Annotated in this window: 19 protein-coding genes and 1 tRNA gene; 12 read left to right on the top strand and 8 right to left on the bottom strand. The window is 64.0% G+C overall.

Annotated features, from left to right (window positions below):
• The first annotated feature begins 38 nt into the window (after nt 1-38).
• Nucleotides 39-746, top strand: a complete 708-nt coding sequence (locus tag DAEP_RS0114910; protein ID WP_008556905.1) for a PRC-barrel domain-containing protein — start codon at nt 39-41, stop codon at nt 744-746.
• Nucleotides 747-1,052: 306 nt separating this feature from the next.
• On the opposite strand, the gene DAEP_RS0114905 is transcribed toward DAEP_RS0114910, so the two are convergent.
• The 5 genes from DAEP_RS0114905 to tsaD are packed head-to-tail and all read right to left on the bottom strand — an operon-like array spanning nt 1,053 to nt 4,247.
• Complete coding sequence (locus DAEP_RS0114905) at nt 1,053-1,448, bottom strand: DUF1761 domain-containing protein (RefSeq protein ID WP_008555561.1); 396 nt, start codon at nt 1,446-1,448, stop codon at nt 1,053-1,055.
• Between the two features lie 46 nt (nt 1,449-1,494).
• On the bottom strand, nt 1,495-1,917 hold the full coding sequence (locus DAEP_RS0114900) for an EVE domain-containing protein (protein WP_008553369.1): 423 nt from the start codon (nt 1,915-1,917) through the stop codon (nt 1,495-1,497).
• Entirely contained in the window at nt 1,917-2,189 is a 273-nt protein-coding gene (locus DAEP_RS0114895) for a YciI family protein (protein WP_019295350.1), read from the bottom strand. Before DAEP_RS0114895 ends, DAEP_RS0114900 begins: the two co-directional genes overlap by 1 nt.
• Nucleotide 2,190: 1 nt before the next feature.
• Nucleotides 2,191-3,153, bottom strand: a complete 963-nt coding sequence (locus tag DAEP_RS0114890) for an NAD(P)H-dependent glycerol-3-phosphate dehydrogenase (RefSeq protein ID WP_027245195.1) — start codon at nt 3,151-3,153, stop codon at nt 2,191-2,193.
• Nucleotides 3,150-4,247: a tRNA (adenosine(37)-N6)-threonylcarbamoyltransferase complex transferase subunit TsaD gene (tsaD, locus tag DAEP_RS0114885; protein ID WP_027245194.1), complete on the bottom strand. Its 1,098-nt coding sequence runs from the start codon at nt 4,245-4,247 to the stop codon at nt 3,150-3,152. The genes DAEP_RS0114890 and tsaD overlap by 4 nt, the downstream gene beginning before the upstream one ends.
• Nucleotides 4,248-4,336: 89 nt before the next feature.
• Between tsaD and DAEP_RS0114880 the strand changes: the two genes are divergently transcribed.
• From DAEP_RS0114880 to DAEP_RS0114870, 3 genes are read left to right on the top strand one after another with little or no spacing between them, the layout of a single operon-like run.
• Nucleotides 4,337-5,047: a uroporphyrinogen-III synthase gene (locus tag DAEP_RS0114880; RefSeq protein WP_342665828.1), complete on the top strand. Its 711-nt coding sequence runs from the start codon at nt 4,337-4,339 to the stop codon at nt 5,045-5,047.
• 53 nt (nt 5,048-5,100) lie between these two features.
• Nucleotides 5,101-6,423, top strand: coding sequence for a COG4223 family protein (locus DAEP_RS24315; protein WP_027245192.1), 1,323 nt, complete (start codon nt 5,101-5,103; stop codon nt 6,421-6,423).
• 10 nt (nt 6,424-6,433) lie between these two features.
• Nucleotides 6,434-7,930 carry a heme biosynthesis protein HemY gene (locus DAEP_RS0114870; protein ID WP_027245191.1) on the top strand — a complete coding sequence of 499 codons (1,497 nt, stop codon included), beginning with the start codon at nt 6,434-6,436 and terminating at the stop codon, nt 7,928-7,930.
• Between the two features lie 138 nt (nt 7,931-8,068).
• Here DAEP_RS0114870 and DAEP_RS0114865 read toward each other — a convergent pair.
• Together DAEP_RS0114865 and DAEP_RS0114860 are read right to left on the bottom strand one after the other, a co-directional pair.
• A tRNA-Leu gene (locus DAEP_RS0114865) sits at nt 8,069-8,155 on the bottom strand.
• A gap of 104 nt (nt 8,156-8,259) precedes the next feature.
• Entirely contained in the window at nt 8,260-8,679 is a 420-nt protein-coding gene (locus DAEP_RS0114860; protein WP_342665824.1) for a globin domain-containing protein, read from the bottom strand.
• Between the two features lie 214 nt (nt 8,680-8,893).
• Here DAEP_RS0114860 and DAEP_RS0114855 point away from each other — a divergent pair, with 214 nt between their 5' ends.
• Nucleotides 8,894-9,883 (top strand): complex I NDUFA9 subunit family protein, encoded by a 990-nt coding sequence (locus tag DAEP_RS0114855; protein WP_027245189.1) that lies wholly within the window; start codon nt 8,894-8,896, stop codon nt 9,881-9,883.
• A gap of 62 nt (nt 9,884-9,945) precedes the next feature.
• Here the strand turns inward: DAEP_RS0114855 and DAEP_RS0114850 are convergent, their stop codons facing one another.
• Nucleotides 9,946-10,752, bottom strand: a complete 807-nt coding sequence (locus DAEP_RS0114850; protein WP_027245188.1) for an undecaprenyl-diphosphate phosphatase — start codon at nt 10,750-10,752, stop codon at nt 9,946-9,948.
• 241 nt (nt 10,753-10,993) lie between these two features.
• Here DAEP_RS0114850 and DAEP_RS0114845 point away from each other — a divergent pair, with 241 nt between their 5' ends.
• The 7 genes from DAEP_RS0114845 to queG all read left to right on the top strand — a co-directional run bounded on the left by DAEP_RS0114845 (nt 10,994) and on the right by queG (nt 21,170).
• Nucleotides 10,994-12,433 (top strand): NAD(P)-dependent oxidoreductase, encoded by a 1,440-nt coding sequence (locus DAEP_RS0114845; RefSeq protein WP_027245187.1) that lies wholly within the window; start codon nt 10,994-10,996, stop codon nt 12,431-12,433.
• Nucleotides 12,434-12,541: 108 nt separating this feature from the next.
• On the top strand, nt 12,542-12,976 hold the full coding sequence (locus tag DAEP_RS0114840; protein WP_051337508.1) for a GFA family protein: 435 nt from the start codon (nt 12,542-12,544) through the stop codon (nt 12,974-12,976).
• Between the two features lie 27 nt (nt 12,977-13,003).
• Nucleotides 13,004-13,816, top strand: a complete 813-nt coding sequence (locus DAEP_RS0114835; protein WP_036760719.1) for a hypothetical protein — start codon at nt 13,004-13,006, stop codon at nt 13,814-13,816.
• A 12-nt stretch (nt 13,817-13,828) separates the two neighbouring features.
• Nucleotides 13,829-18,361 (top strand): glutamate synthase large subunit, encoded by a 4,533-nt coding sequence (gene gltB / locus DAEP_RS0114830; protein WP_027245184.1) that lies wholly within the window; start codon nt 13,829-13,831, stop codon nt 18,359-18,361.
• A 242-nt stretch (nt 18,362-18,603) separates the two neighbouring features.
• The gene (gene mtgA, locus DAEP_RS0114825; protein ID WP_027245183.1) at nt 18,604-19,341 is read left to right on the top strand and encodes a monofunctional biosynthetic peptidoglycan transglycosylase; all 738 of its coding nucleotides are present in this window, start codon (nt 18,604-18,606) and stop codon (nt 19,339-19,341) included.
• A gap of 65 nt (nt 19,342-19,406) precedes the next feature.
• Complete coding sequence (gene fzlA / locus DAEP_RS0114820) at nt 19,407-20,072, top strand: FtsZ-binding protein FzlA (protein ID WP_008557595.1); 666 nt, start codon at nt 19,407-19,409, stop codon at nt 20,070-20,072.
• Nucleotides 20,073-20,126: 54 nt separating this feature from the next.
• Nucleotides 20,127-21,170 carry a tRNA epoxyqueuosine(34) reductase QueG gene (gene queG, locus DAEP_RS0114815; protein WP_027245182.1) on the top strand — a complete coding sequence of 348 codons (1,044 nt, stop codon included), beginning with the start codon at nt 20,127-20,129 and terminating at the stop codon, nt 21,168-21,170.
• Nucleotides 21,171-21,185: the final 15 nt, after the last annotated feature.

Below are 21,185 nucleotides of genomic sequence, written 5' to 3'. Positions count from 1 at the left end.
TGTCCCAGCATCAACACTTTTGGCTGTGGAGAATAATTATGATGACCGAAATGAAATCGAACGTCCGCCTGCTGGTAACCGCTGCCGCCGCCGCGCTGGTGGCTGGCACCGGGTTTGCTGCCGAAAACGGATCCTTCGCGACTGCCGAAGCCGAACTGATTCTCGCGGCCAGTGACGACGGCGTTGGCGCATCTGCTGGCGTAGAAACTTCTCCGTCGCGCGGCAACGAAGGTGAGGGCACCGTTCTGGAAGAAGCCGGCGCTGCTGACTCGGTTACCGAAACCACTGACAGCGACCCTGCCGGCGCCTCCGCTGGCGTCGACCGCTCCCCCTCGCGCGATGGTACCGAGGGCACTGAGCCGGTTGCAGGCGCGGACATCAGCGAAACCGCAGAATCGACCAATTCCCCGGCACTTCCCAACACCGATGGCGCAATGGACATCCGCGCCATGACAGCTGGCGATCTGGTCGGCAAGAACGTGCTGAGCGCCTCCAATGCCGATGTTGGCGAAATCGATTATGTCATCATGCACGACAACAAGCTGTCCGGTGTCGTTGGGGTTGGCGGCTTCCTGGGTATGGGCGAACACTCGGTCGCAATTCCCCTGACCGACTTCGAGGTGACCAAGAACGGGCAGCTGCGGCTGACCGCCCAGACCGAAGAACAGCTGAAGGCGATGCCGGAAATTGACGAAAACGCAATTGAACCGGTGAAGAGCGAGGTCATTCTCGGCGACCACATGTAAATTACCCGGCGGGGCGTCTCAGCTAGAGACGCCCCCTTTCTATCCAGAGGCCGGTCTGCAGCAATCAGTGCAGTTTCCCGCCGTACGGATACTTCAGGTTGAAACTTTAGGCACTCGTTCGCGGGTGCTTTTGTTTTAGCTCACATTGTCCGGGTTATTGCTTTGCGGAATCGCGCTGCCGCACTGTATACAAGAGTCACCGGCCAGGACGGCCAGGAACCAGATTTTCATACGCGTGTGGTGGATTGGAGCACGCGGGGTGGAAGGGAAGGTCCTGCTTGTCCGCAGGTCCTTCCCTTTTTGGTTTCAGAACACGGTCAGAACCAGACCGGCCGCCGCGCAGGCCAGCGTGGCATACCCGCCATCAATCAGCGTCAATTTCACCGGCCGCATTCCGTACATGTTGTTCAGCGCAATCCAGGGGCTGATGAAAAACAGGCCAATACCAGCGCCGCCAATCAGCCCTGCGCCCAGTGTTTCGATCCCGGACAGGCTGAACACATGGCGCATCATGCCCGCCACGATCAGCTGCAGGACAAAGGCCATGGCAAAGATCGCCGGGCTTTGGCCGCCTTTCGGCTTGCCGGACTCGTCGCATTCCACGCCAGAAGCTTCAATCCAGGGCTTGGCCAGAGCACCATAATAAGCTGCCCCCAGCACAAAGGCCGCGGCCGCTGCCGCAATCACACTCAGAAAATCCATGATAATCCCTTCAATGGTTCCCGCCGCTTGAGAGAAGAGTGGCAGATCAGCCGGGATCTGTCTCCCCCAGCGCGCAGACAGCGGACCATTCCTCCTCGCTGACCGGCTGAACCGACAGACGGGAGTTCTTCACCAGAACCATATCCTCAAGGCGCGGATCGGCCTTGATCTGATCCAGGCTTACCGGCTTGGCAAAGGGGCGCACCGCCTTGATATCGACGCATTCCCAGCGGTCATCCACGGTAGTGCTGTCCGGATGCGCCTCTGCGCAGACCTCGACGATGCCGACCACGGATTTTTCCTTCTGCGAGTGATAGAAGAATCCGCGGTCGCCGACGTTCATGTCGCGCATGAAATTGCGCGCTTGGTAGTTGCGCACGCCGTCCCATTCCTCGCCTGTGTCACCCTTGGAGACCTGGTCGTCCCAGCTCCAGGTGGAGGGTTCGGATTTGAACAGCCAGTAGCGCATCAGCCGATAACTTTCTTCCAGGTGATCAGTTCGACAGCTTCAAAGAGGCCGGCCTTGTTGTAAGGGTCGTTGGCCGCCCATGCCTCGCCCGCTGCCATGTCTTCGACGTCCAGAATAACCAGAGAGCCAGCCATATTGCCATCCTGATCCAGCAGCGGACCCGCCTGCGCCACGGCACCGGTGTCGTTGATATAGGCCAGATGGGCGTCGCGGTTGTCCAAGCGGGTCTGCAAATGTCCGGGTTTGTCGCGGGCGATCAATGCGATGAGCATTTTATTCCTCTTTTAACGGTCTTTTAAGTAAAAGAGCCGCCGCTTCCGAAATGGTCAAGCGCTGATCGAGCAAATTGGTTACCGTCTGCGTGATCGGCATATCAAGCTGCATCTTCCGGGCTTGTTCCGCTACCGCGTGCGCCGTTGCAGCGCCTTCGACCGTGATAGAGGAATCAAAAGCCTCGCCGCGGCCGATCGACAGGCCCAGCCGGTAGTTGCGGGAGAGGTCGGACGTGCAGGTCAGCGCCAGATCGCCAAACCCGGACAGTCCTGCCATCGTTTCGGCCTTGGCGCCGCAGGCCAGCGCCATGCGCTGCATCTCGGCATAACCGCGGGTCATCAGCGCGGCGCGGGCGCTGTCGCCCAGCCCGGCACCAATCACCGCACCGCAGGCAATCGCCATGACGTTTTTCAGCGCTCCGCCCAGCTCTGCACCGATGGTATCGGTGGTGCGGTAGAGGCGCAGGTTGGCAGTGGACAGCTGCTGCTGCAGCGCTTTGCCGAGGTCCGCGCCGCCGCAGGCCAGCGTTAGCGCAGTTGGCAGGCCGCGCGCGATATCCGCCGCAAAGCTCGGCCCGGTCAGCAGCGCCGCGGGGGATTCTGGCAGGACTTCCTGTATAACCGACACCGGACCAAGCCCGGTGTGGAGTTCAATACCTTTGCAGCAGGCGACCAGGGTTTTCCCTGACAGATGCTCCTGGTGCCGTTGCAGGACGCTGCGCAGCTTTTGCATGGGCACCGCCAGCAGCAAAACCTCAGAGCTGCAAGCCTGCTCAATCTCAGCAGTGGCGGTGAGGGTTTCCGGCAGTTCAGCACCCGGTAGCCGGGCTTCATTCCGGCGGCTATCTTGCATCGCTTTGGCGTGATCCGCATCACGCGCCCACAGCGTAACCGGCCCGTTGCCGGCCAGAGAAATCGCCAGAGCAGTGCCAAAGGCGCCGGAGCCCAGAACAGAAACGCTCATGCCTTGGCTCCCTTGCGGCCCGAACCGATCAGCGCCGGGCTGCTTTGGTCCAGCGGCCAGCGGGGTCGGGCGGTCAGGTCCAGACCATCGCGTGCACCGGCTTTGAAACGCTCCAGGCCGGCATAGGCAATCATTGCGGCATTGTCGGTGCACAGGCGCAGCGGCGGCGCGGTGAAGGCGGCGCCAGCCTCGCCGCAGACAGTTTCTAACGCAGCGCGAATGGCGGTATTTGCCGCGACGCCGCCGGCGACGGCGACAGTTGGCGTCCCGGGCTGTTCCTCCAGATACAGGTGGAGGGCGCGGCGGGTTTTCTCCGCCAGCGTATCGACGACGGCAGCCTGAAATCCGGCACACAGATCGGCCCTGTCCTGGCGGGTCAGACCGCCTTTTTCCGCCACAATCTGATCGCGCATCCGCATCAGGGCGGTTTTCAGCCCGGAAAACGACAGGTTGCAATCCGGCCGGTCCAACAAAGGCCGCGGGAAGCGGAACCGCTTGGGATCACCGGTTTCGGCTTCGGCCTGCACCGACGGCCCGCCTGGCTGCGGCAGGCCCAGCAGGCGGGCGGTCTTGTCAAAGGCCTCGCCGGGGGCGTCGTCGATGGTGCCGCCCAGGCGGGTGAAATCCTCCGGCCCGCGCACCAGCAGGTACTGGCAATGCCCGCCGGAGACCAGCAGCATCAGATACGGATATGCAATCCCGTCAGTCAGCCGCGGGGTCAGCGCATGGCCTGCCAGATGGTTGACACCAATCAGCGGCAGGCCTGTGGCGGCGGCAATCCCCTTGGCGCACATCACGCCCGACATCACCCCGCCGATCAGTCCCGGGCCCGCGGTCACGGCGACGGCATCCAAATGCTTGAGGGTCAGCCCCGCCTCGGCCAGTGCATCGCGCACGCAGATGTCCAGCTTCTCCGCATGGGCGCGCGCCGCAATCTCCGGCACCACGCCGCCAAAGGCGCTGTGGAGCTCGGTCTGGCCGAATACGACCGAGGACAGAACCTCGGGCTGCGCGCCCTCGGCCTGCCGCACCACTGCGGCGGCGGTGTCATCACAGCTGCTTTCCAGCCCCAGAATGGTCAGGGTCTTTGTCATGGTCTTACCGTTGCATCGAATTGCTGCCGGGGCTACCACCTATGAGGCCTGCAAACAATCCCGGGAGCCCCGCGATGGTGCCTTTGCTGATGACACGCCCGCTGGCAGCGGCAGAGCGGTTCGTGGCCATCCTGCCCGAGGCGGCGCGCGCCGGGCTGCAAGTCATTTTTGCGCCGCTGATGGAGATTCAGGCGGCACAGGCACCGGTGCAGCTGGACGGAATGGAAGGCGTAATTTTCACCTCCGCCAACGGGGTCGAGATCGCTTCACGTGAAACCGCCGCGCGCCTGCCTGCCTATTGCGTGGGGGAACGCACGGCCCAGGCGGCCGCTGCAGCCGGCTGGCAGGCGTCCTGCCTGGGCCATTGCGCCGACGAACTGGTCGCAGCGATCCTCGGCCAGCAGCCTGAGGCACCGCTGCTGCATCTGCGCGGCGCCCATGCCCGTGGCGATATTGCCGGGCGGCTCACCCGCGGAGGCATCGCCTGCCACGAGCAAATCCTGTATGATCAGGTGCTTCTGCCGCTGACCGGCGAGGCCCAAGCGTTGCTTGCTGCGCAAACGGATGTGATTGTGCCGCTTTTCTCTCCCAGATCTGCGCGTCATTTTGCTGAACTGTGCGGGGAAGCCGCGCATTTGCACCTGATTGCCCTCAGTCCGGCGGTCGCAGAACCGCTGAAAGGCTTGAAGTGCAAGACTTTGCGGGTCAGTAAGACGCCGGATGCTGCGGCTGTGGCGGCTGCTGTCCTTGATGCCGCAGCGCAACTGTCGCAGCTTGAGGGGGAACGGCGCGCAGAGTAGTGTCCAGCGTGTTCGCAGGAATGAATTTTTTAGGAATCGAGGGGGAGGCCGGCGTGGCTGACAAGAAAACTCCGGAAGACGTGACCGAGCCTGGCCCCGGCGAAACCAAGCCGGCCGGCGAAACCACGGAAGCGCCCGAACAGGAAGTGACCGTGGATCAGGCGGAAGAGGCGGTTGACACGCCTGAGGATACAGTTCCCCCGCTTTCCGAGACCGAGACCGAGACCGAGACCGAGACCGAGACCGAGACCGAGACCGAGACCGAGACCGAGACCGCATTTGTGTCTCCTTTCGAAAGGGAAACCCCGCAAGAGGACACGCCGGCTGATACGCCGGAGCCGGCCACAGCACAGGCACCGCCGCGCGAAATCGAGCGTGTTGTGGAAAAACGCGGCGGCTTCGGCGCAGCCCTTCTGGGCGGCGTGGTGGCCGCGGGTATCGGCTTTGTGGCGGGACAGAGCGGCTGGCTCGACAGGGTCCTGCCGCCGTCGCTGCAGGGAAGCAGTGCGGATCTGGCCGCGTTGCGGGCCAGCCAGTCGGAGATGCAGGCAGCGCTTGCCTCGCTGCAGCAGCAGCTAGAAGGCAGCCGCGCCCCGGATCTTGCACCGTTGTCCGAACGCGCCGATGCCCTGGCCGCAGAGATTGCGGCGCTGAAGGAGGCGCAGACCGCGCAGGCCCCGGATGAGGCGCTGCGCGGGGATCTGGAAGCCTTGGCCAGCCGTGTGTCCGCGTTGGAAACCCGGCCGCTGGAAGGCGCAACGCCCGAAGCGGTAGCAGCGTTTGAGGCAGAGCTGGGCAAGCTGCAGGACAGCCTTGCGGCGCAGCGCGCCGAAATCGATCAGAAGCTGGCCGAGGCGGAAGAAATGGAAACCGCCAGTGCCGAAGCCGCCCGCATCGCCAGCGCCCAGACCCAGCTAGCGCAACTGCGGTCCGCCTTGGACAGCGGCAACAGCTATGACTCCAGCGTGCAGCAGCTTGAGCTTCTGGGCGTCGAAGTTCCGGCCGCGCTCTCCGGGCCGGCGGAAACCGGCGTCGCCACGCTGACAGCCTTGCGCGACGGCTTTGCCCCGGCCGCCCGCGAGGCGCTGGCAGCTGCCCGGGAAGAAACAAAAGGCGGCGGCAGCCTGATGGATTATGTGAACCGCCATCTTGGCGCCCGTTCCGTTGCGCCGCGCGACGGCGATGACCCCGATGCTATTCTGTCCCGGGCGGAGGCCGCCGTGGCTGCAGGCCGGATAGAGGAAGCGCTGGCCGAAGTGTCGGCGCTGCCGGGAACCGCCCGCGCTGCCCTGTCCGGCTGGGAAGCGGCTGCAAACGCGCGGGTGGCAGCGGTGACCGCTGCTGCCGATCTGGCTCAAAGCCTGCAAGCCAAATAAGGAAGCCGCCATGCTCTGGTCGTTGTTGAAGATCCTCGTATTCGTCGCGATTGTCGCGCTTTTGGCATTTGGCGCGGGCCTTTTGATGGAAACCGCCGGCGGGGTGCAGATCACCGTTGCCGGCACCGAATACACTCTCAGCGCGCTGCAATCGGTCATCGCGCTGGGCGTGCTGGTGGTTGCGGTTTGGCTGTTTCTCAAGCTGTTGTCGCTGCTGGTGGCGACGCTGCGGTTCCTGAACGGGGATGAAACCGCCCTGTCGCGCTATTGGGACAAGGGGCGCGAGCGCAAGGGCTACCGGGCGTTGTCCGAAGGCCTAATGGCGCTGGCTTCCGGTGAGGGGCGGCTGGCGCTGGCCAAGGCGGCGCGGGCGGAGAAATACCTTCAGAACCCTGAGCTGACGGACCTGCTGGTGGCGCAGGCCGCGGAGATGAGCGGCGACACCCACAAGGCGGCAGATGCCTACAAACGCCTGCTGTCGAACCAGCAGACGCGGTTCGTCGGCGTGCGCGGGATCATGAAGCAGAAGCTGTCCCAGGGCGACACCGACACCGCCCGCCAGCTGGCCGAGAAGGCGCTGGCGCTGCGGCCCAAGCATGAAGAGGTGCAGGACACCCTGCTGCGGCTGCAGGCCCAGGCCGAGGATTGGGCCGGCGCCCGCAAGACGCTTTCGACCAAGCTCAAGACGGGCACTCTGCCGCGTGATGTCTACAAGCGGCGCGATGCGGTGCTGGCGCTGTCGGCCTCCAAAGGCGTGATCGACGAGAACGCCACGATCGAGCAGCGAGAGCAGGCGATTGAAGCCAACCGGCTGTCGCCCGATCTGGTGCCTGCCGCGGCGATGGCGGCCCGCGCCTATCTCGCCAAGGGCAAGAAGCGCCCGGCGGTGCGGCTGCTGAAAAAGACCTGGCAAAGCCAGCCGCATCCCGACTTGGCGCACGCCTTTGCCGAGGTTGAGCCGGACGAAAGCGCCGCCGAGCGCGTCGCGCGCTTTGACCAGCTTGCCCGGCTCAACCCGCAGGATGATGAAACCCGGCTGGTGATGGCGGAACTGAACATCGTGGCCGAAGACTTCCCCGAGGCCCGCCGCTGGTTGAGCGACCTGACGGAGCGGGCACCGGACGCGCGGGCGCTGACGCTGATGGCGGCGATCGAACGCGGTGAAGGCGCGGATGACAAGGTCGTGCAGGGCTGGCTGACCAAGGCGCTGACCTCTCCGCGCGGCCCGCAATGGGTTTGCAGCAACTGCAACCACATCCATGTGGAATGGGAGCCAGTCTGCGAGCATTGCACCAGCTTTGACACCCTGTCATGGAAGCGTCCCGAAACGCCAGAAGTGGCAAGCCACGCAGCGGCTTACATGCTTCCGCTGATCATGGGCGTACTGGACAGCAAGCAGTCTGATACCGTGGATGATGCGGAAGAAGCAGACTTAGCGGAACCTGTCCCGGACGCTGACGGGGACGTGGAACCGGAGCAGCAGGACGCTGTGAAAGAGCCGAACTGATACTTCGGGAAAGAACTGCGAACGGCCGGGGGTATTCCCTGCCGTTCTGCCGTTTTCAGGCGCAGGCCATAGAGCGTCGCGCACAGCGTTGCCGGGCCGGAAGGGCCGCCGTGCCGTTCAGTGTATAATGCAGGGGAATGGTGCCCAGGAGAGGACTCGAACCTCCACGTCCATACGGACACTAGCACCTGAAGCTAGCGCGTCTACCAATTCCGCCACCTGGGCAGGTGTCGTGAAACCGGCGTATAAGCTGGTTCGAAAGGGGCGTCAAATAGAAAACAGCAGGGTGGCCGGTTATGCGCGGGGGGGCAGATTGAAGCCGCTTAACGCTAAGCCGAAAAATTCATTTTGCCCGCTACGAATGTCAGAAACCTGGTCCAGGCCAGCTCCGCTTCGGTGCTCCAGTCCGGGCCAAGCGTTTCCGACAGCGCGCCGGTGAAGCTGGCGATGAAGCCCCTGAAATGCGCGTCCGACACCTCCCGCTTCCGGTGCTTCTCCCCTTGTTGTTTGAGGATCGCATCCAGCCGCGCGGAATCGTCCAGCGCCTCGGCCACATGGGTCAGAATGGCCAGCAGCTTTTCCTCCTGCCGGGTCATATTGCGGGAAAACAGGGGGCGGACTTCGGGGCAGGCGGCAAAGAACTTGGCGTAAAAGGCGGTGGCGAAGGCATCGATATCCATCCGCTCGCTCTCGAAACTTTTGCGGACCAGGGATCTGTCCTGTGCGCTGACCATTGGAACCGACCTCATCAACAACCGCCGAAACGCGTGTTTCGGGTACATCAATTTGCCTTAGCAGGGGTAGCCTGAAGACCGGGTTAACCAAACTGGCCAATTTCACGGAAGTTGTTAACGCCGTTCGCGGATTCAGCGCCCATTGTGGCTGCAACCCCACGTTTTGCGCCTTGTTTGACGCCCGTTGCGGCGCTAAGGCATAGGGGCAGCTAAGTTCAGGAGCCAAATGATGTCCAAACTGGTCACGATTTATGGCGGATCCGGTTTCGTGGGCCGCTATATTGCGCGGCGCATGGCCAAGGAAGGCTGGCGTGTGCGGGTCGCGGTGCGCCGTCCCAACGAAGCCATGCATGTGAAGCCTTACGGTGTTCCGGGCCAGGTGGAGCCGGTGTTCTGCAATGTCCGCGACGACATGTCCGTGGCCGCGGTAATGCGGGGTGCGGATGCTGTGGTGAACTGCGTGGGCGTTCTGAACGAGCTGGGCAAGAACACGTTTGGCGCCGTCCACGCCGAAGGCGCGGGCCGCATTGCCCGCATCGCGGCGCAGGAGGGCGTTGCCAGTCTGGTGCACATCTCGGCGATCGGTGCTGATGCGGACGCGAACAGCGCATATTCCCGCACCAAGGCCGCGGGCGAAACGGCAGTTCTGGAGCATTTCCCGGGCGCCGTTATTTTGCGCCCCTCGGTGATCTTCGGGGCTGAGGATGAGTTCTTTAACCGCTTCGCCGGCATGACCCGCCTGTCGCCGGTCCTGCCGATTGCCAGCGGGGACACCCGGTTTCAGCCGGTTTACGTCGATGATGTGGCCAAGGCCGCGGTCATGGGGGCGACGGGCGCGGCAGCCGGCGGCATTTACGAGCTGGGCGGCCCCGAGGTCAAAAGCTTCCGCGAGCTGATGGAGCAGATGCTGGCGGTGATCCACCGCCGCCGCCTGATCCTGTCGCTGCCGCGGTTTGCTGCCTGGCTGGTGGCCTTTGGATTCGACATGCTGCAGGCCGCAAGCTTTCAGCTGATCGCAAACAAAGTGCTGACCCGCGATCAGCTGCGGAGTTTGAAATCGGACAACGTTGTGTCAGAGGAGGCCAAGGGCTTCAGCGATCTGGGGATCAGCCCGGTCAGCCTTGAAGCAGTTCTGCCGGACTACCTTTGGAAATTCCGCCCCTCCGGCCAGTATGACGAGATGACCAACTCGGCCCGCAACCTGCGCAACGGCGCCTGAGAGGCCAATCGCAACAAGAACTTGAAAGCGCGGGGGTTTCCCCGCGCTTTTTTGTTTCCTGTTCAGCTGCTGTAGGCGATGGCGAGCAGGATGCTCCCCAGGATCACACGGTAGATGACGTAAGGCGTGAAGCTGACGGAACGCAGCAGCCGCATCATGAGGCTGAGCGCGGCAAGCGCCGACAGCAGGGCAAGGGCTGCTGCAATCCCAGCGTCGCGCATCAGTGCGGTATCAGCCTCCAGCGCCACCTCGGCTCCCAGGAGCACCCCGGAAGCGATGATCGTGGGGATCGACATCAGCATGGCAATGCGGGCGCCGTCTTCGCGGGTATAGCCCAGTTGGCGCGCGCCGGTGATGGTGATGCCGGAGCGCGAGGTGCCAGGGATCAGCGCCAGCATCTGCCAAAGCCCCATGATCAGCGCATCGCGCCGGCCCCAGTCGCCGGCCTGTTTCACCTCGGCGCCCTTCTGGTCGGCCCAGTACAGGACCAGCCCGAAGCCCAGCATGGTCCAGCCGATCACCGTCATCGACCGCAGTTCATCGCTGAGGCCGGTGAAATGCAGCACCGCACCGAACAGAACAGTCGGGATAGTGGCGATGATCAGCCCCATGGCGAGCCGTGATCCCGGCGTGTCCGTGCGGCCCGTGAGGGCGCGGGGCAGGCCCGCAAGACCCTCGCGCACGTCGCTCCAGAAATAGATCATCACGGCGGCCAGGGTGCCTACATGAACCGCGACGTCGATCACCTGGCCCTGGTCTTTCAGACCGGTCAGCCCCGGCAGCAGAATCAGGTGGCCAGAGGAGGAAATGGGCAGGAATTCGGTGATGCCCTGGATCAGTGCAACCAGGATCAATTGGAAAAGCGGCATCCTGAAATCGTCCTTTGCTGGCCGCGAACGGGCCGTAAACAGTCGTGACTCTGTATAAATCCCGCCTCCGGATTGGGAAGCGCATATTAAGGTCCGGTACGGACCTAAAATCTCTGTACATTTCCGTTGAACACGGTATCAGAAATAAAGAGCTGGCAAAATAGGTCAGCATAGTTGACATAAAACGCGTCAGTACCTGAAAAGGTGCTCCCGCAGCCAGACAAACGATGGAGTCCAGCCCGTGGCCAAGCAACCGATGCTGAAATTTGTGCAGATCGAACGCGACATGCCTCAAAAGCGTGACGCGAGTGTACGCAAGGAAGACTTCAATGAGATTTACGCGGAGTACGCTGCAGCCAAGGCCGAAGAGCAGGCCAGCCGCTGCAGCCAGTGCGGCGTGCCGTACTGTCAGAGCCACTGCCCGCTGCACAACAACATCCCTGACTGGCTGCGTCTGACCGCAACCGGCCGTCTGGAAGAGGCCTACGAGGTCAGCCAGTCCACCAACACCTTCCCGGAGATCTGCGGCCGCATCTGCCCGCAAGACCGCCTGTGCGAAGGCAACTGCGTGATCGAGCAGTCGGGCCACGGCACCGTGACCATCGGCTCGGTTGAAAAATACATCACCGACACCGCCTGGGAAAACGGCTGGGTGAAACCAGCCGCGCCGTTGGCCGAGCGCAGCGAAAGCGTTGGCATTATCGGCGCCGGCCCCGGCGGCCTGGCGGCGGCGGATATGCTGCGCAAGGCTGGTATCCAGGTCACCGTCTATGACCGCTACGACCGGGCCGGCGGGCTGCTGATGTACGGCATCCCCAGCTTCAAGCTGGAAAAGGACGTGGTCGAGCGCCGCAACAAGTTGCTGGCGGACGGCGGCGTGACCTTCAAGCTGAACTGCAGCGTGGGCGAGGATATCTCGTTTGAAGAGATCCGCGGCCAGCATGACGCAGTGATCATTGCCACCGGCGTCTATAAATCGCGCGACCTGGCGATGCCGGGCAGCGGATCGGAAGGGATCGTCAAGGCGATCGACTTCCTGTGTGCCTCGAACAAGAAGAGCTTTGGCGATGCGGTTGAGGACTTCGACAACGGCAGCCTGAATGCACAAGGCAAAAAGGTTGTCGTGATCGGCGGCGGCGATACCGCAATGGACTGCGTGCGGACGTCGATCCGCCAGGGGGCGACCTCAGTCAAATGCCTCTACCGCCGCGACCGGGCCAATATGCCGGGTTCGCAGCGCGAGACCCAGAACGCGGAGGAAGAAGGCGTTGTCTTCGAATGGCTGTCGGCGCCCAAGGGCTTCACCGATGACGGCGGCAAGGTTGCCGGCGTGATGGTGCAGAAGATGCGCCTGGGCCAGCCGGATGCTTCGGGCCGCCAGGCGCCGGAAGTGATCGACGGCGCGGACTATGTTGAAGAAGCCGATCTGGTGATCAAAGCGCTGGGCTTTGAGCCGGAAGACCTGCCGGCCCTGTGGGACCAGCCGGAGCTGCCGGTGACCCGCTGGGGCACCATCAAGGCGGCGTTCCGGACCGGCGCCACCGAGCTGGACGGCGTCTATGCGGTGGGTGACATCGTGCGCGGTGCGTCGCTGGTGGTTTGGGCGATCAAGGACGGCCGCGACTGTGCCGAGGCGATCATCGAAAAGCTGAACAGCAAGGCCGCGGTGGCCGCGGAATAACCCCGGCACCCCCCGTACACCGCCTGTGCACCCCCTGTGCACCGGCGGGCAGCAACACAGCAGCGCCAAGGTCGGCATTGCCGACCCAGCCAGCAAAGGACAATGGATATGAGCGAATTGCAGGGACAGTGCATGTGCGGCGCAGTGAGCGTCACCGCGACGCCGGTTCAGGCCTCCGCGACTGCGTGCCATTGCGCCATGTGCCAGCGCTGGGCCAGCGGCCCGTTCCTGAGTTTTCAGGCCGACACCGGCTATGCGGCGCTGGGCCCGGTGCGGACCTATCAGTCCTCGCAGTGGGCGGAGCGCGCGTTTTGCGGCGAGTGCGGATCGGTGCTCTGGTACCGGATGACCGCGCCGGGCAAGATGCGCGGCCAGACGCAGATGTCGGCGGGCCTGTTCGAGAACGCGGGCGGCACCGAGCTGAAGCTGGAGTTCTTCATTGACGAAAAGCCCGCAGGCTATGCCTTTGCCGGCGCCCACCGGCGGATGACCGGCGAGGACTGCCGCGCCATGTTTGCCGAAACCGCTGAAGGAGAGGCCTGAGGCCCGCCCGGCCTTTTGCTGACTGCCATGCCGCTGATGATCCGCAAATCCCTCCGCCAGGCGATGTTTCGCCTGAGATCCCGACGCCTCCACGCGGATGCGGCGGTGGAGATCCGTGCGCTGGAAGGGCGCGGCGAGGGCGGCATGATCGTGTTCACCAGCTATCACGCCAATGCCGCCAAACGCGGTTTGCTGGAGTTTGCCGCCAGCGCCTCGGACGGCGGCGCGCGGCACTGCATCTTTGTCACCGACCGCCGCCAGGGCTGGTTCCAGGGCGAGGGGGTCGCGGCGGCGGTCCTGCGGACTGTGTCCGGCTATGTGCAGCGCCACGGCCTGCGCCGCCTGATGACGGTTGGGGTGTCGATGGGCGGCTACGGGGCACTGTCCTTTGCCGCGGAGCTGGGTGCAGGCCGCGCCCTGTCGCTTGCGCCGCAATACTGTCCGCGGCCCGGAACCTTCCCCTCGGACCGCCGCTGGATCGAGGCGCGCAGCCGGATCACGGAATTCAGCCGCCCGGCGCTGGATCAGGCGATGGGCGGGCCGGTGCAGTACACCCTGCTGCATGGCCGCCATAATGCTGAGGACGCGCAGCATTGGCAGGCCTTCCCGCAGGGGCCCGGCATCCATCACTACCTGGCGGACCGCGGCAGCCACGATGTCATCGACCCGCTGCGCGCCGCGGGCATCCTTTACCCGGTGATCGGTGCCGTCTGGCAGGACGATCAGGAGCGGGTGAAGACTCTTATGCAACGGATCCGCGCGGTGCCCCGCGCCTGGGGCGAACGCGCCCTGGATCTGCAGACTCAACCGGCCGCAGCGGCATGCTGCGCCATCAGTTAATCGGAGAACGTCATGACCAAATTTGATGCCGCATGGGTCAAGGCCGAGGAAGCCAAGCGCAAATGGATGGCCGAGCACGGTCTCTATTCCGAGGAAGAAGAGCATTCGTCCTGCGGTGTGGGGCTGGTGGTTTCGGTCGACGGCAAGAAAAGCCGCAAGGTGGTTGAGGCCGGCATCAACGCGCTGAAGGCGATCTGGCACCGCGGCGCGGTGGACGCTGACGGCAAGACCGGCGACGGCGCGGGCATCCATGTGCAGATCCCGGTGCCGTTCTTCTATGACCAGATCCGCCGCACCGGCCACGAGCCCCGCCAGAATGAGCTGATGGCGGTCGGCCAGGTGTTCCTGCCGCGCACGGATTTCGGTGCCCAGGAGCGCTGCCGGACCATCGTGGAAACCGAAGTTCTGCGCATGGGCTATTCCATCTATGGCTGGCGCCATGTGCCGGTGGATATCACTTGCCTGGGCGAAAAGGCCAATGCCACCCGTCCGGAAATCGAGCAGATCCTGATCTCCAACGCCAAGGGCGCGGATGAGGAAACTTTTGAGCGCGAGCTTTATGTGATCCGCCGCCGGATCGAGAAGGTGTCCTCGGCGGCCGGCATTTCGGGCCTTTATATCGCGTCGCTGTCCTGCCGCTCGATCATCTACAAGGGCATGATGCTGGCGGAGCAGGTGGCGGTGTTTTATCCGGACCTGATGGACGAGCGGTTCGAGAGCGCATTTGCGATCTATCACCAGCGCTATTCCACCAACACCTTCCCGCAGTGGTGGCTGGCGCAGCCGTTCCGGATGCTGGCCCATAACGGCGAGATCAACACGCTGAAGGGCAACCTGAACTGGATGAAGAGCCATGAGATCCGCATGGCGTCGGCAACCTTTGGCGACTATGCCGAGGACATCAAGCCGATCGTGCCGGGAGGCGCGTCCGACTCCGCGGCGCTGGACGGCGTGTTCGAGGTTCTGGTGCGCGCGGGCCGCTCGGCGCCGATGGCGAAAACCATGCTGGTGCCGGAAAGCTGGTCCAAGCAGGCGGTCGAACTGCCGCAGGCCTGGCGCGACATGTACTCCTACTGCAACTCCGTGATGGAGCCCTGGGACGGCCCTGCGGCGCTGGCGATGACCGACGGCCGCTGGGTGTGCGCGGGCCTGGACCGCAACGGGTTGCGCCCGATGCGCTATGTGGTGACCGGCGACGGGCTGGTGATCGCGGGGTCCGAGGCGGGCATGGTGCCAATCGACGAGGCCAGTGTGGTCGAGAAAGGCGCGCTTGGCCCGGGCCAGATGCTGGCCGTGGACATGGAAAAGGGCAAGCTGTTCCGCGACACCGAGATCAAGGACAAGCTGTCCCGCGCGCTGCCGTTCGGCGACTGGGTCAAGCGGATCAACGATCTGGACGCGACCCTGGCCAAGGTGACGGAGCAGCCGCTGTTCAGCGGCGAGGAGCTGCGCCGCCGTCAGGTTGCGGCGGGCTATTCCATCGAGGAGCTGGAGCAGATCCTGGCGCCGATGGCCGAGGACGGCAAGGAGGCGCTGGCCTCGATGGGCGATGACACGCCCTCTGCCGTGCTGTCCAAGATGTACCGCCCGCTGAGCCACTTCTTCCGCCAGAACTTCTCCCAGGTGACCAACCCGCCGATCGACAGCTTGCGCGAGTACCGGGTGATGTCGCTGAAGACCCGGTTCGGCAACCTGAAGAACGTGCTGGACGAGGACAGCTCCCAGACCGAGATCATCGTTCTGGAAAGCCCCTTTGTCGGCAATGCCCAGTGGGACAAGCTGGTGGAGCAGTTCAACGCGCCGCTGGCCGAGATCGACTGCACCTTTGAACCCGGCAAGGGCGCGCTGAACGCGGCGCTTGCGCGGATCCGGGCCGAGGCCGAGGAGGCCGTGCGCTCCGGCGCCGGCCATATCGTGCTGACAGACCAGCATTCGGGTGCGGACAAGGTGGCGATGCCGATGATCCTGGCAACGTCTGCCGTGCATTCGCATCTGACCCGCAAGGGCCTGCGCACCTTCTGCTCGCTGAACGTGCGGTCCGCCGAATGCATCGACCCGCATTATTTCGCGGTGCTGATCGGCTGCGGCGCGACTGTGGTGAACGCTTATCTGGCTGAGGATTCGCTGGCCGACCGCATCGATCGCGGCCTGCTGGACGGCACCCTGACCGAAAACGTCGCGCGCTACCGTGAGGCCATCGACCAGGGCCTGCTGAAGATCATGGCCAAGATGGGCATTTCGGTGGTCTCCTCCTACCGCGGCGGCCTGAACTTCGAGGCGGTGGGCCTCAGCCGTGCCATGTGTGCCGAGTACTTCCCGGGCATGACCTCGCGCATTTCCGGAATCGGTGTGACCGGCATCCAGACCAAAGCAGAGGAAATCCACGCCAAGGCCTGGAAAGCGCCGGAAGGGGTCCTGCCCATCGGCGGTTTTTATAAAGCGCGCAAGTCGGGTGAGACCCACGCTTGGGAAGCGACCTCGATGCACATGCTGCAGATGGCCTGCAACCGCGCCTCCTATGAGCTGTGGAAGCAGTATTCGGCCAAGATGCAGTCGAACCCGCCGATCCACCTGCGCGACCTGCTGCAGATCAAGCCTATGGGCAAGCCGATCCCGCTGGAGGAGGTGGAAAGCATCACCGCGATCCGCAAGCGGTTTGTGACGCCGGGCATGTCCCTGGGCGCGCTGTCGCCGGAGGCGCACAAGACCCTGAACGTCGCGATGAACCGGATCGGCGCCAAGTCCGACTCCGGCGAGGGCGGCGAGGATCCGGCGCATTTCGTGCCGGAGCCGAATGGCGACAACCCGTCTGCGAAGATCAAGCAGGTGGCGTCGGGCCGCTTTGGCGTGACCGCCGAATACCTGAACCAGTGTGAAGAGCTTGAGATCAAGGTAGCCCAGGGCGCCAAGCCCGGCGAGGGCGGCCAGCTGCCTGGGATGAAGGTCACTGACCTGATTGCCCGCCTGCGCCACTCGACCAAGGGCGTGACGCTGATTTCGCCGCCGCCGCACCACGATATCTACTCGATCGAGGACCTGGCGCAGCTGATCTATGACCTGAAGCAGATCAACCCGCGCTGCAAGGTGACGGTGAAGCTGGTGGCATCTTCGGGCGTTGGCACCATTGCCGCGGGCGTCGCCAAGGCAAAGGCCGACATTATCCTGATCTCGGGCCACAACGGCGGCACCGGGGCGTCTCCGGCGACCTCGATCAAATATGCCGGCCTGCCGTGGGAGATGGGCCTGACCGAAGCGCATCAGGTGCTGGCGATGAACAACCTGCGCGAGCGGGTGACGCTGCGCACAGACGGCGGGCTGCGCACCGGGCGTGACATTGTCATGGCGGCGATGCTGGGAGCCGAGGAATACGGCATCGGCACCGCGGCGCTGATCGCGATGGGCTGCATCATGGTGCGCCAGTGCCAGTCCAACACCTGCCCGGTCGGCGTCTGCACCCAGGACGAATCCCTGCGCGCCAAGTTCACCGGCAACGCGGACAAGGTGGTGAACCTGATCACCTTCTACGCCCAGGAAGTGCGCGAGATCCTCGCTTCCATCGGCGCTCGCAGCTTGGACGACGTGATCGGCCGGGCCGACCTGCTGGCGCAGGTCTCGCGCGGCTCTGCCCATCTGGACGACCTGGACCTGAACCCGCTGCTGATCACCGTCGACGGCTCTGCCAACATCGTCTACAACCGCGACAAGGGACGCAACGAAGTGCCGGACACGCTGGATGCGGAGATCGTGCGCGACGCCGCCCGCTTCCTGCAGGATGGCGAGAAGATGCAGCTGTCCTATGCGATCCAGAACACCCACCGCTCCGTGGGCACCCGCACCTCAAGCCATATCGTGCGCAACTTCGGCATGCGGAATTCGTTCCAGCCTGACCACCTGACGGTGAAATTGCAGGGCTCTGCCGGCCAGGCGCTGGGGGCTTTTGCGGCGCCCGGGCTGAAGCTGGAAGTGTCGGGCGATGCCAATGACTATGTCGGCAAAGGCCTGTCGGGCGGCACCATCGTGGTGCGACCGCCGCAGGTAAGCCCGCTTGTGGCCTCGGAAAACACCATTATCGGCAACACCGTGCTGTATGGTGCCACCGATGGTTACCTGTTTGCGGCGGGCCGTGCGGGCGAACGCTTTGCGGTGCGCAACTCCGGCGCCAAGGTGGTGATCGAGGGCTGCGGCTCCAACGGCTGCGAATACATGACCGGCGGCGTTGCGGTGATCCTTGGCACCATCGGCGCCAACTTCGGCGCGGGGATGACCGGCGGCATGGCCTATCTCTATGATCCGGAGGGCAAGGCCGCGACCCTGATGAATAAGGAATCGCTGGTCACCTGCCCGGTCACCGTGGCGCATTGGGAGGCGGAGCTGAAAAGCCTGATCGAACGCCATCTGGAGGAAACCGGCAGCCGCAAGGCAGCAGAGATCCTGCAGCATTGGGACATCGAGAAGGGCAACTTCCTGCAAGTCTGCCCGAAGGAGATGCTCGACAAGCTGGCGCATCCGGTGATGCAGGAGCAGGCTGCCGTACCAGCGGAGTAAGCCTGGCTAGAGACGGAAACCGAACCCCGCAGGCGCAGGCTTGCGGGGTTTTCTGTGCCTGCGGGCCGCGACCCGCCGGAAACCGTTCTTCTTCCGGCCGAAAACATCCCGGGGTGAATTGAGCCGCGGGCTCAACAGGGGCAGCGCCCCTCCCTGCGCCTCCGAAAGCTCCGAACCGGCAGATTGCAGAAGCAAGGCAACTGACCCTTTGTGAATGACCGGCTGCCGTCTTATAGAGAGTCATGGCGAAGGCAGTTGCAACAAAGAAGAAACCTAAGATCAGCAAGAAGACGGCAAAGCGGCAGGTTCAGCCGCTGCGCTGGTTGAGACGGTGGGTCCTGCGCGCAGCGCTTGCGGTTGCGGCGGTTTTCCTGTTTCTCATCCTGCTGTTTTCGGTGGTGAACCCGCCGGTCACCCATACCATCTGGGCCGAACAGCGCCGCTTGGGCGAGGTGGACCGGATGTGGGTGCCGCTGGACGAGATGGCGCCGGTGCTGGCGCGCTCTGTCGTGGCGGCGGAAGATGCGCAGTTCTGCCGCCATTGGGGATTTGACGCCCGTGCCATACAGGCGGCGATCGAGGCAGGCGGCGCCCGCGGCGGCTCGACCATCTCGCAGCAGGTGGTGAAGAATGTGTTCCTGTGGCAGGGCCGCAGCTGGCCGCGCAAAGTGCTGGAAACGCTGCTGACCCCGGTGGTGGAGATCGTCTGGAGCAAGCGGCGCATTCTGGAAGTTTATCTGAACGTGGCCGAGATGGACGAGGGCGTGTTTGGCGCCGAAGCCGCGGCGCGGAAGTATTTCGGCGTCGGCCCGGATGAGCTGAGCGCCCGGCAGGCGGCGCTGATTGCCGCCGTGCTGCCCAATCCCAAGGAGCGTTCGGCCCGCCAACCCTCCGCTTTTGTACAGCGCCGGGCGCGGCAGATTCAGGATGGGGCGGCTACCATTCGCGCAGACGGGCGGGCAGATTGTTTCGAGGATTGAATCTTTCTCCCGGCCAAGGCATTGCTGGGTATCCGTAGTAACGTTTCTGGAGATCCCCTGTAGCCATGGCGCGCCTGTACCACGTTCCCCTGTCCCCCTTTTGCCGTAAGGTGCGGCTGTCGCTGGCGGAGAAGAAGATCGAGGTCGAGCTGGTCGAGGAGCGCTATTGGGAGCAGGATCCCGATTTCCTACGCCGCAACCCCGCGGCCAAGGTGCCGGTGGTCCGGCTGGACGGTCAGATGATGGCCGAAAGCGCGGCGATCTGCGAATATCTGGAAGAAACCCGGCCGGAGCCTGCGCTGATCCCCAAGGATGCCGCGGGCCGGTATGAGGTGCGCCGGCTGGTGAGCTGGTTCGATGACAAGTTCCACCACGAGGTGACCTCCAAGCTGCTGTACGAGCGGGTGAACAAGAAGATCACCGGGGAAGGCTATCCCGACAGCCGCAATGTGAAGGCGGGAGCCAAGGCGATCAAGTACCACCTGGATTACATGGCCTGGCTGCTGGACCACCGGCGCTGGCTGGCGGGCGACATGATGACGCTGGCAGATTTTGCCGCTGCCGCGCATCTGTCGTCCCTGGATTATATCTCGGATGTGGACTGGAACCGGTCAGCGGTGGTCAAGGACTGGTACGCCAAGATCAAGTCGCGGCCCGCGTTTCGGTCTATCCTGGCGGATCAGGTGCCTGGCTTCCGGCCGCCGCCGCATTACACTGACCTGGATTTCTGATACCAACGGGGGCAGGGGCGCTGCGGGCCGCTCCCCCGGAGTTTTTGGCGAAAGATGAAAGACGGATCCGGCATCAAGGAAAAGCTGGTTGCCCAGGCGCTGGCGGAGGGGTTTGTCTCCTGCCGGATCTGCCGCCCGTGGGATGTGCCGGAGGTGCCGGGACGGCTGCAGGCCTTTCTGAATGCGGGCTATCACGGGCAGATGGGCTGGATGGCGGAGCGCACCCATTGGCGGGGGGATCCGGCGCAGCTGTGGCCTGAGGCGCGGTCGGTGATCATGCTCGCGGAGAGCTATACGCCGGAGGAGGACCCGATGGCAGTGGTCGGGAAGGCGGACCGAGGCGCGGTTTCGGTCTATGCCCGGGGCAATGATTACCACGACCTGGTTAAGAAGCGGCTGAAACGGCTGGCGCGCTGGCTGATTGCGGAGGCCGGCGAGGACTGCGAGGTGAAGGTCTTTGTCGACACCGCACCGGTGCCGGAGAAGGCGCTGGGCCAGGCGGCAGGGCTGGGCTGGCAGGGCAAGCACAGCAATCTGGTGAGCCGGGATTGGGGCAACTGGGCTTTCATAGGCTCTGTTTTCACCACTTTGGATCTGCCTGCGGACAAGGCGGAGCCGGACCGCTGCGGGTCGTGCCGGGCCTGTCTGGACAGCTGCCCGACCGATGCCTTTCCTGCGCCGTACCAGGTCGATGCGCGGCGCTGCATCTCCTACCTCACCATTGAGCATAAAGGTCCGGTGGCGCAGGAGCTGCGGGAGAAGATGGGCAACCGGATCTATGGCTGCGACGACTGTCTTGCGGCCTGCCCTTGGAATAAGTTTGCGGTGGCCGCCAGCGACATGCGCTATGCCGCGCGCGAGGAGCTGAAGGCGCCGAAGCTGGCGGAGCTTGCGGTGCTGGATGACGCGGCGTTCCGGGCGATGTTCTCGGGATCGCCGATCAAGCGCATCGGGCGCGACAGGTTTGTGCGCAATGTGCTCTATGCCATTGGCAATTCAGGCAGGCCGGAACTGCGGGAGACAGCGCAGCGGCTGGCGGAAGATCCGGACCCGGCGGTGGCCGACGCGGCGCGCTGGGCGGTTCAAAGGCTAGCGTGACGCAAACAGGATGGA

This window comes from Leisingera daeponensis DSM 23529 (assembly GCF_000473145.1).
Lineage (GTDB): Bacteria > Pseudomonadota > Alphaproteobacteria > Rhodobacterales > Rhodobacteraceae > Leisingera > Leisingera daeponensis.
The sequence above is the reverse complement of the archived record's forward strand: the minus strand, read 5'-3'. Positions and strand labels throughout refer to the sequence as shown.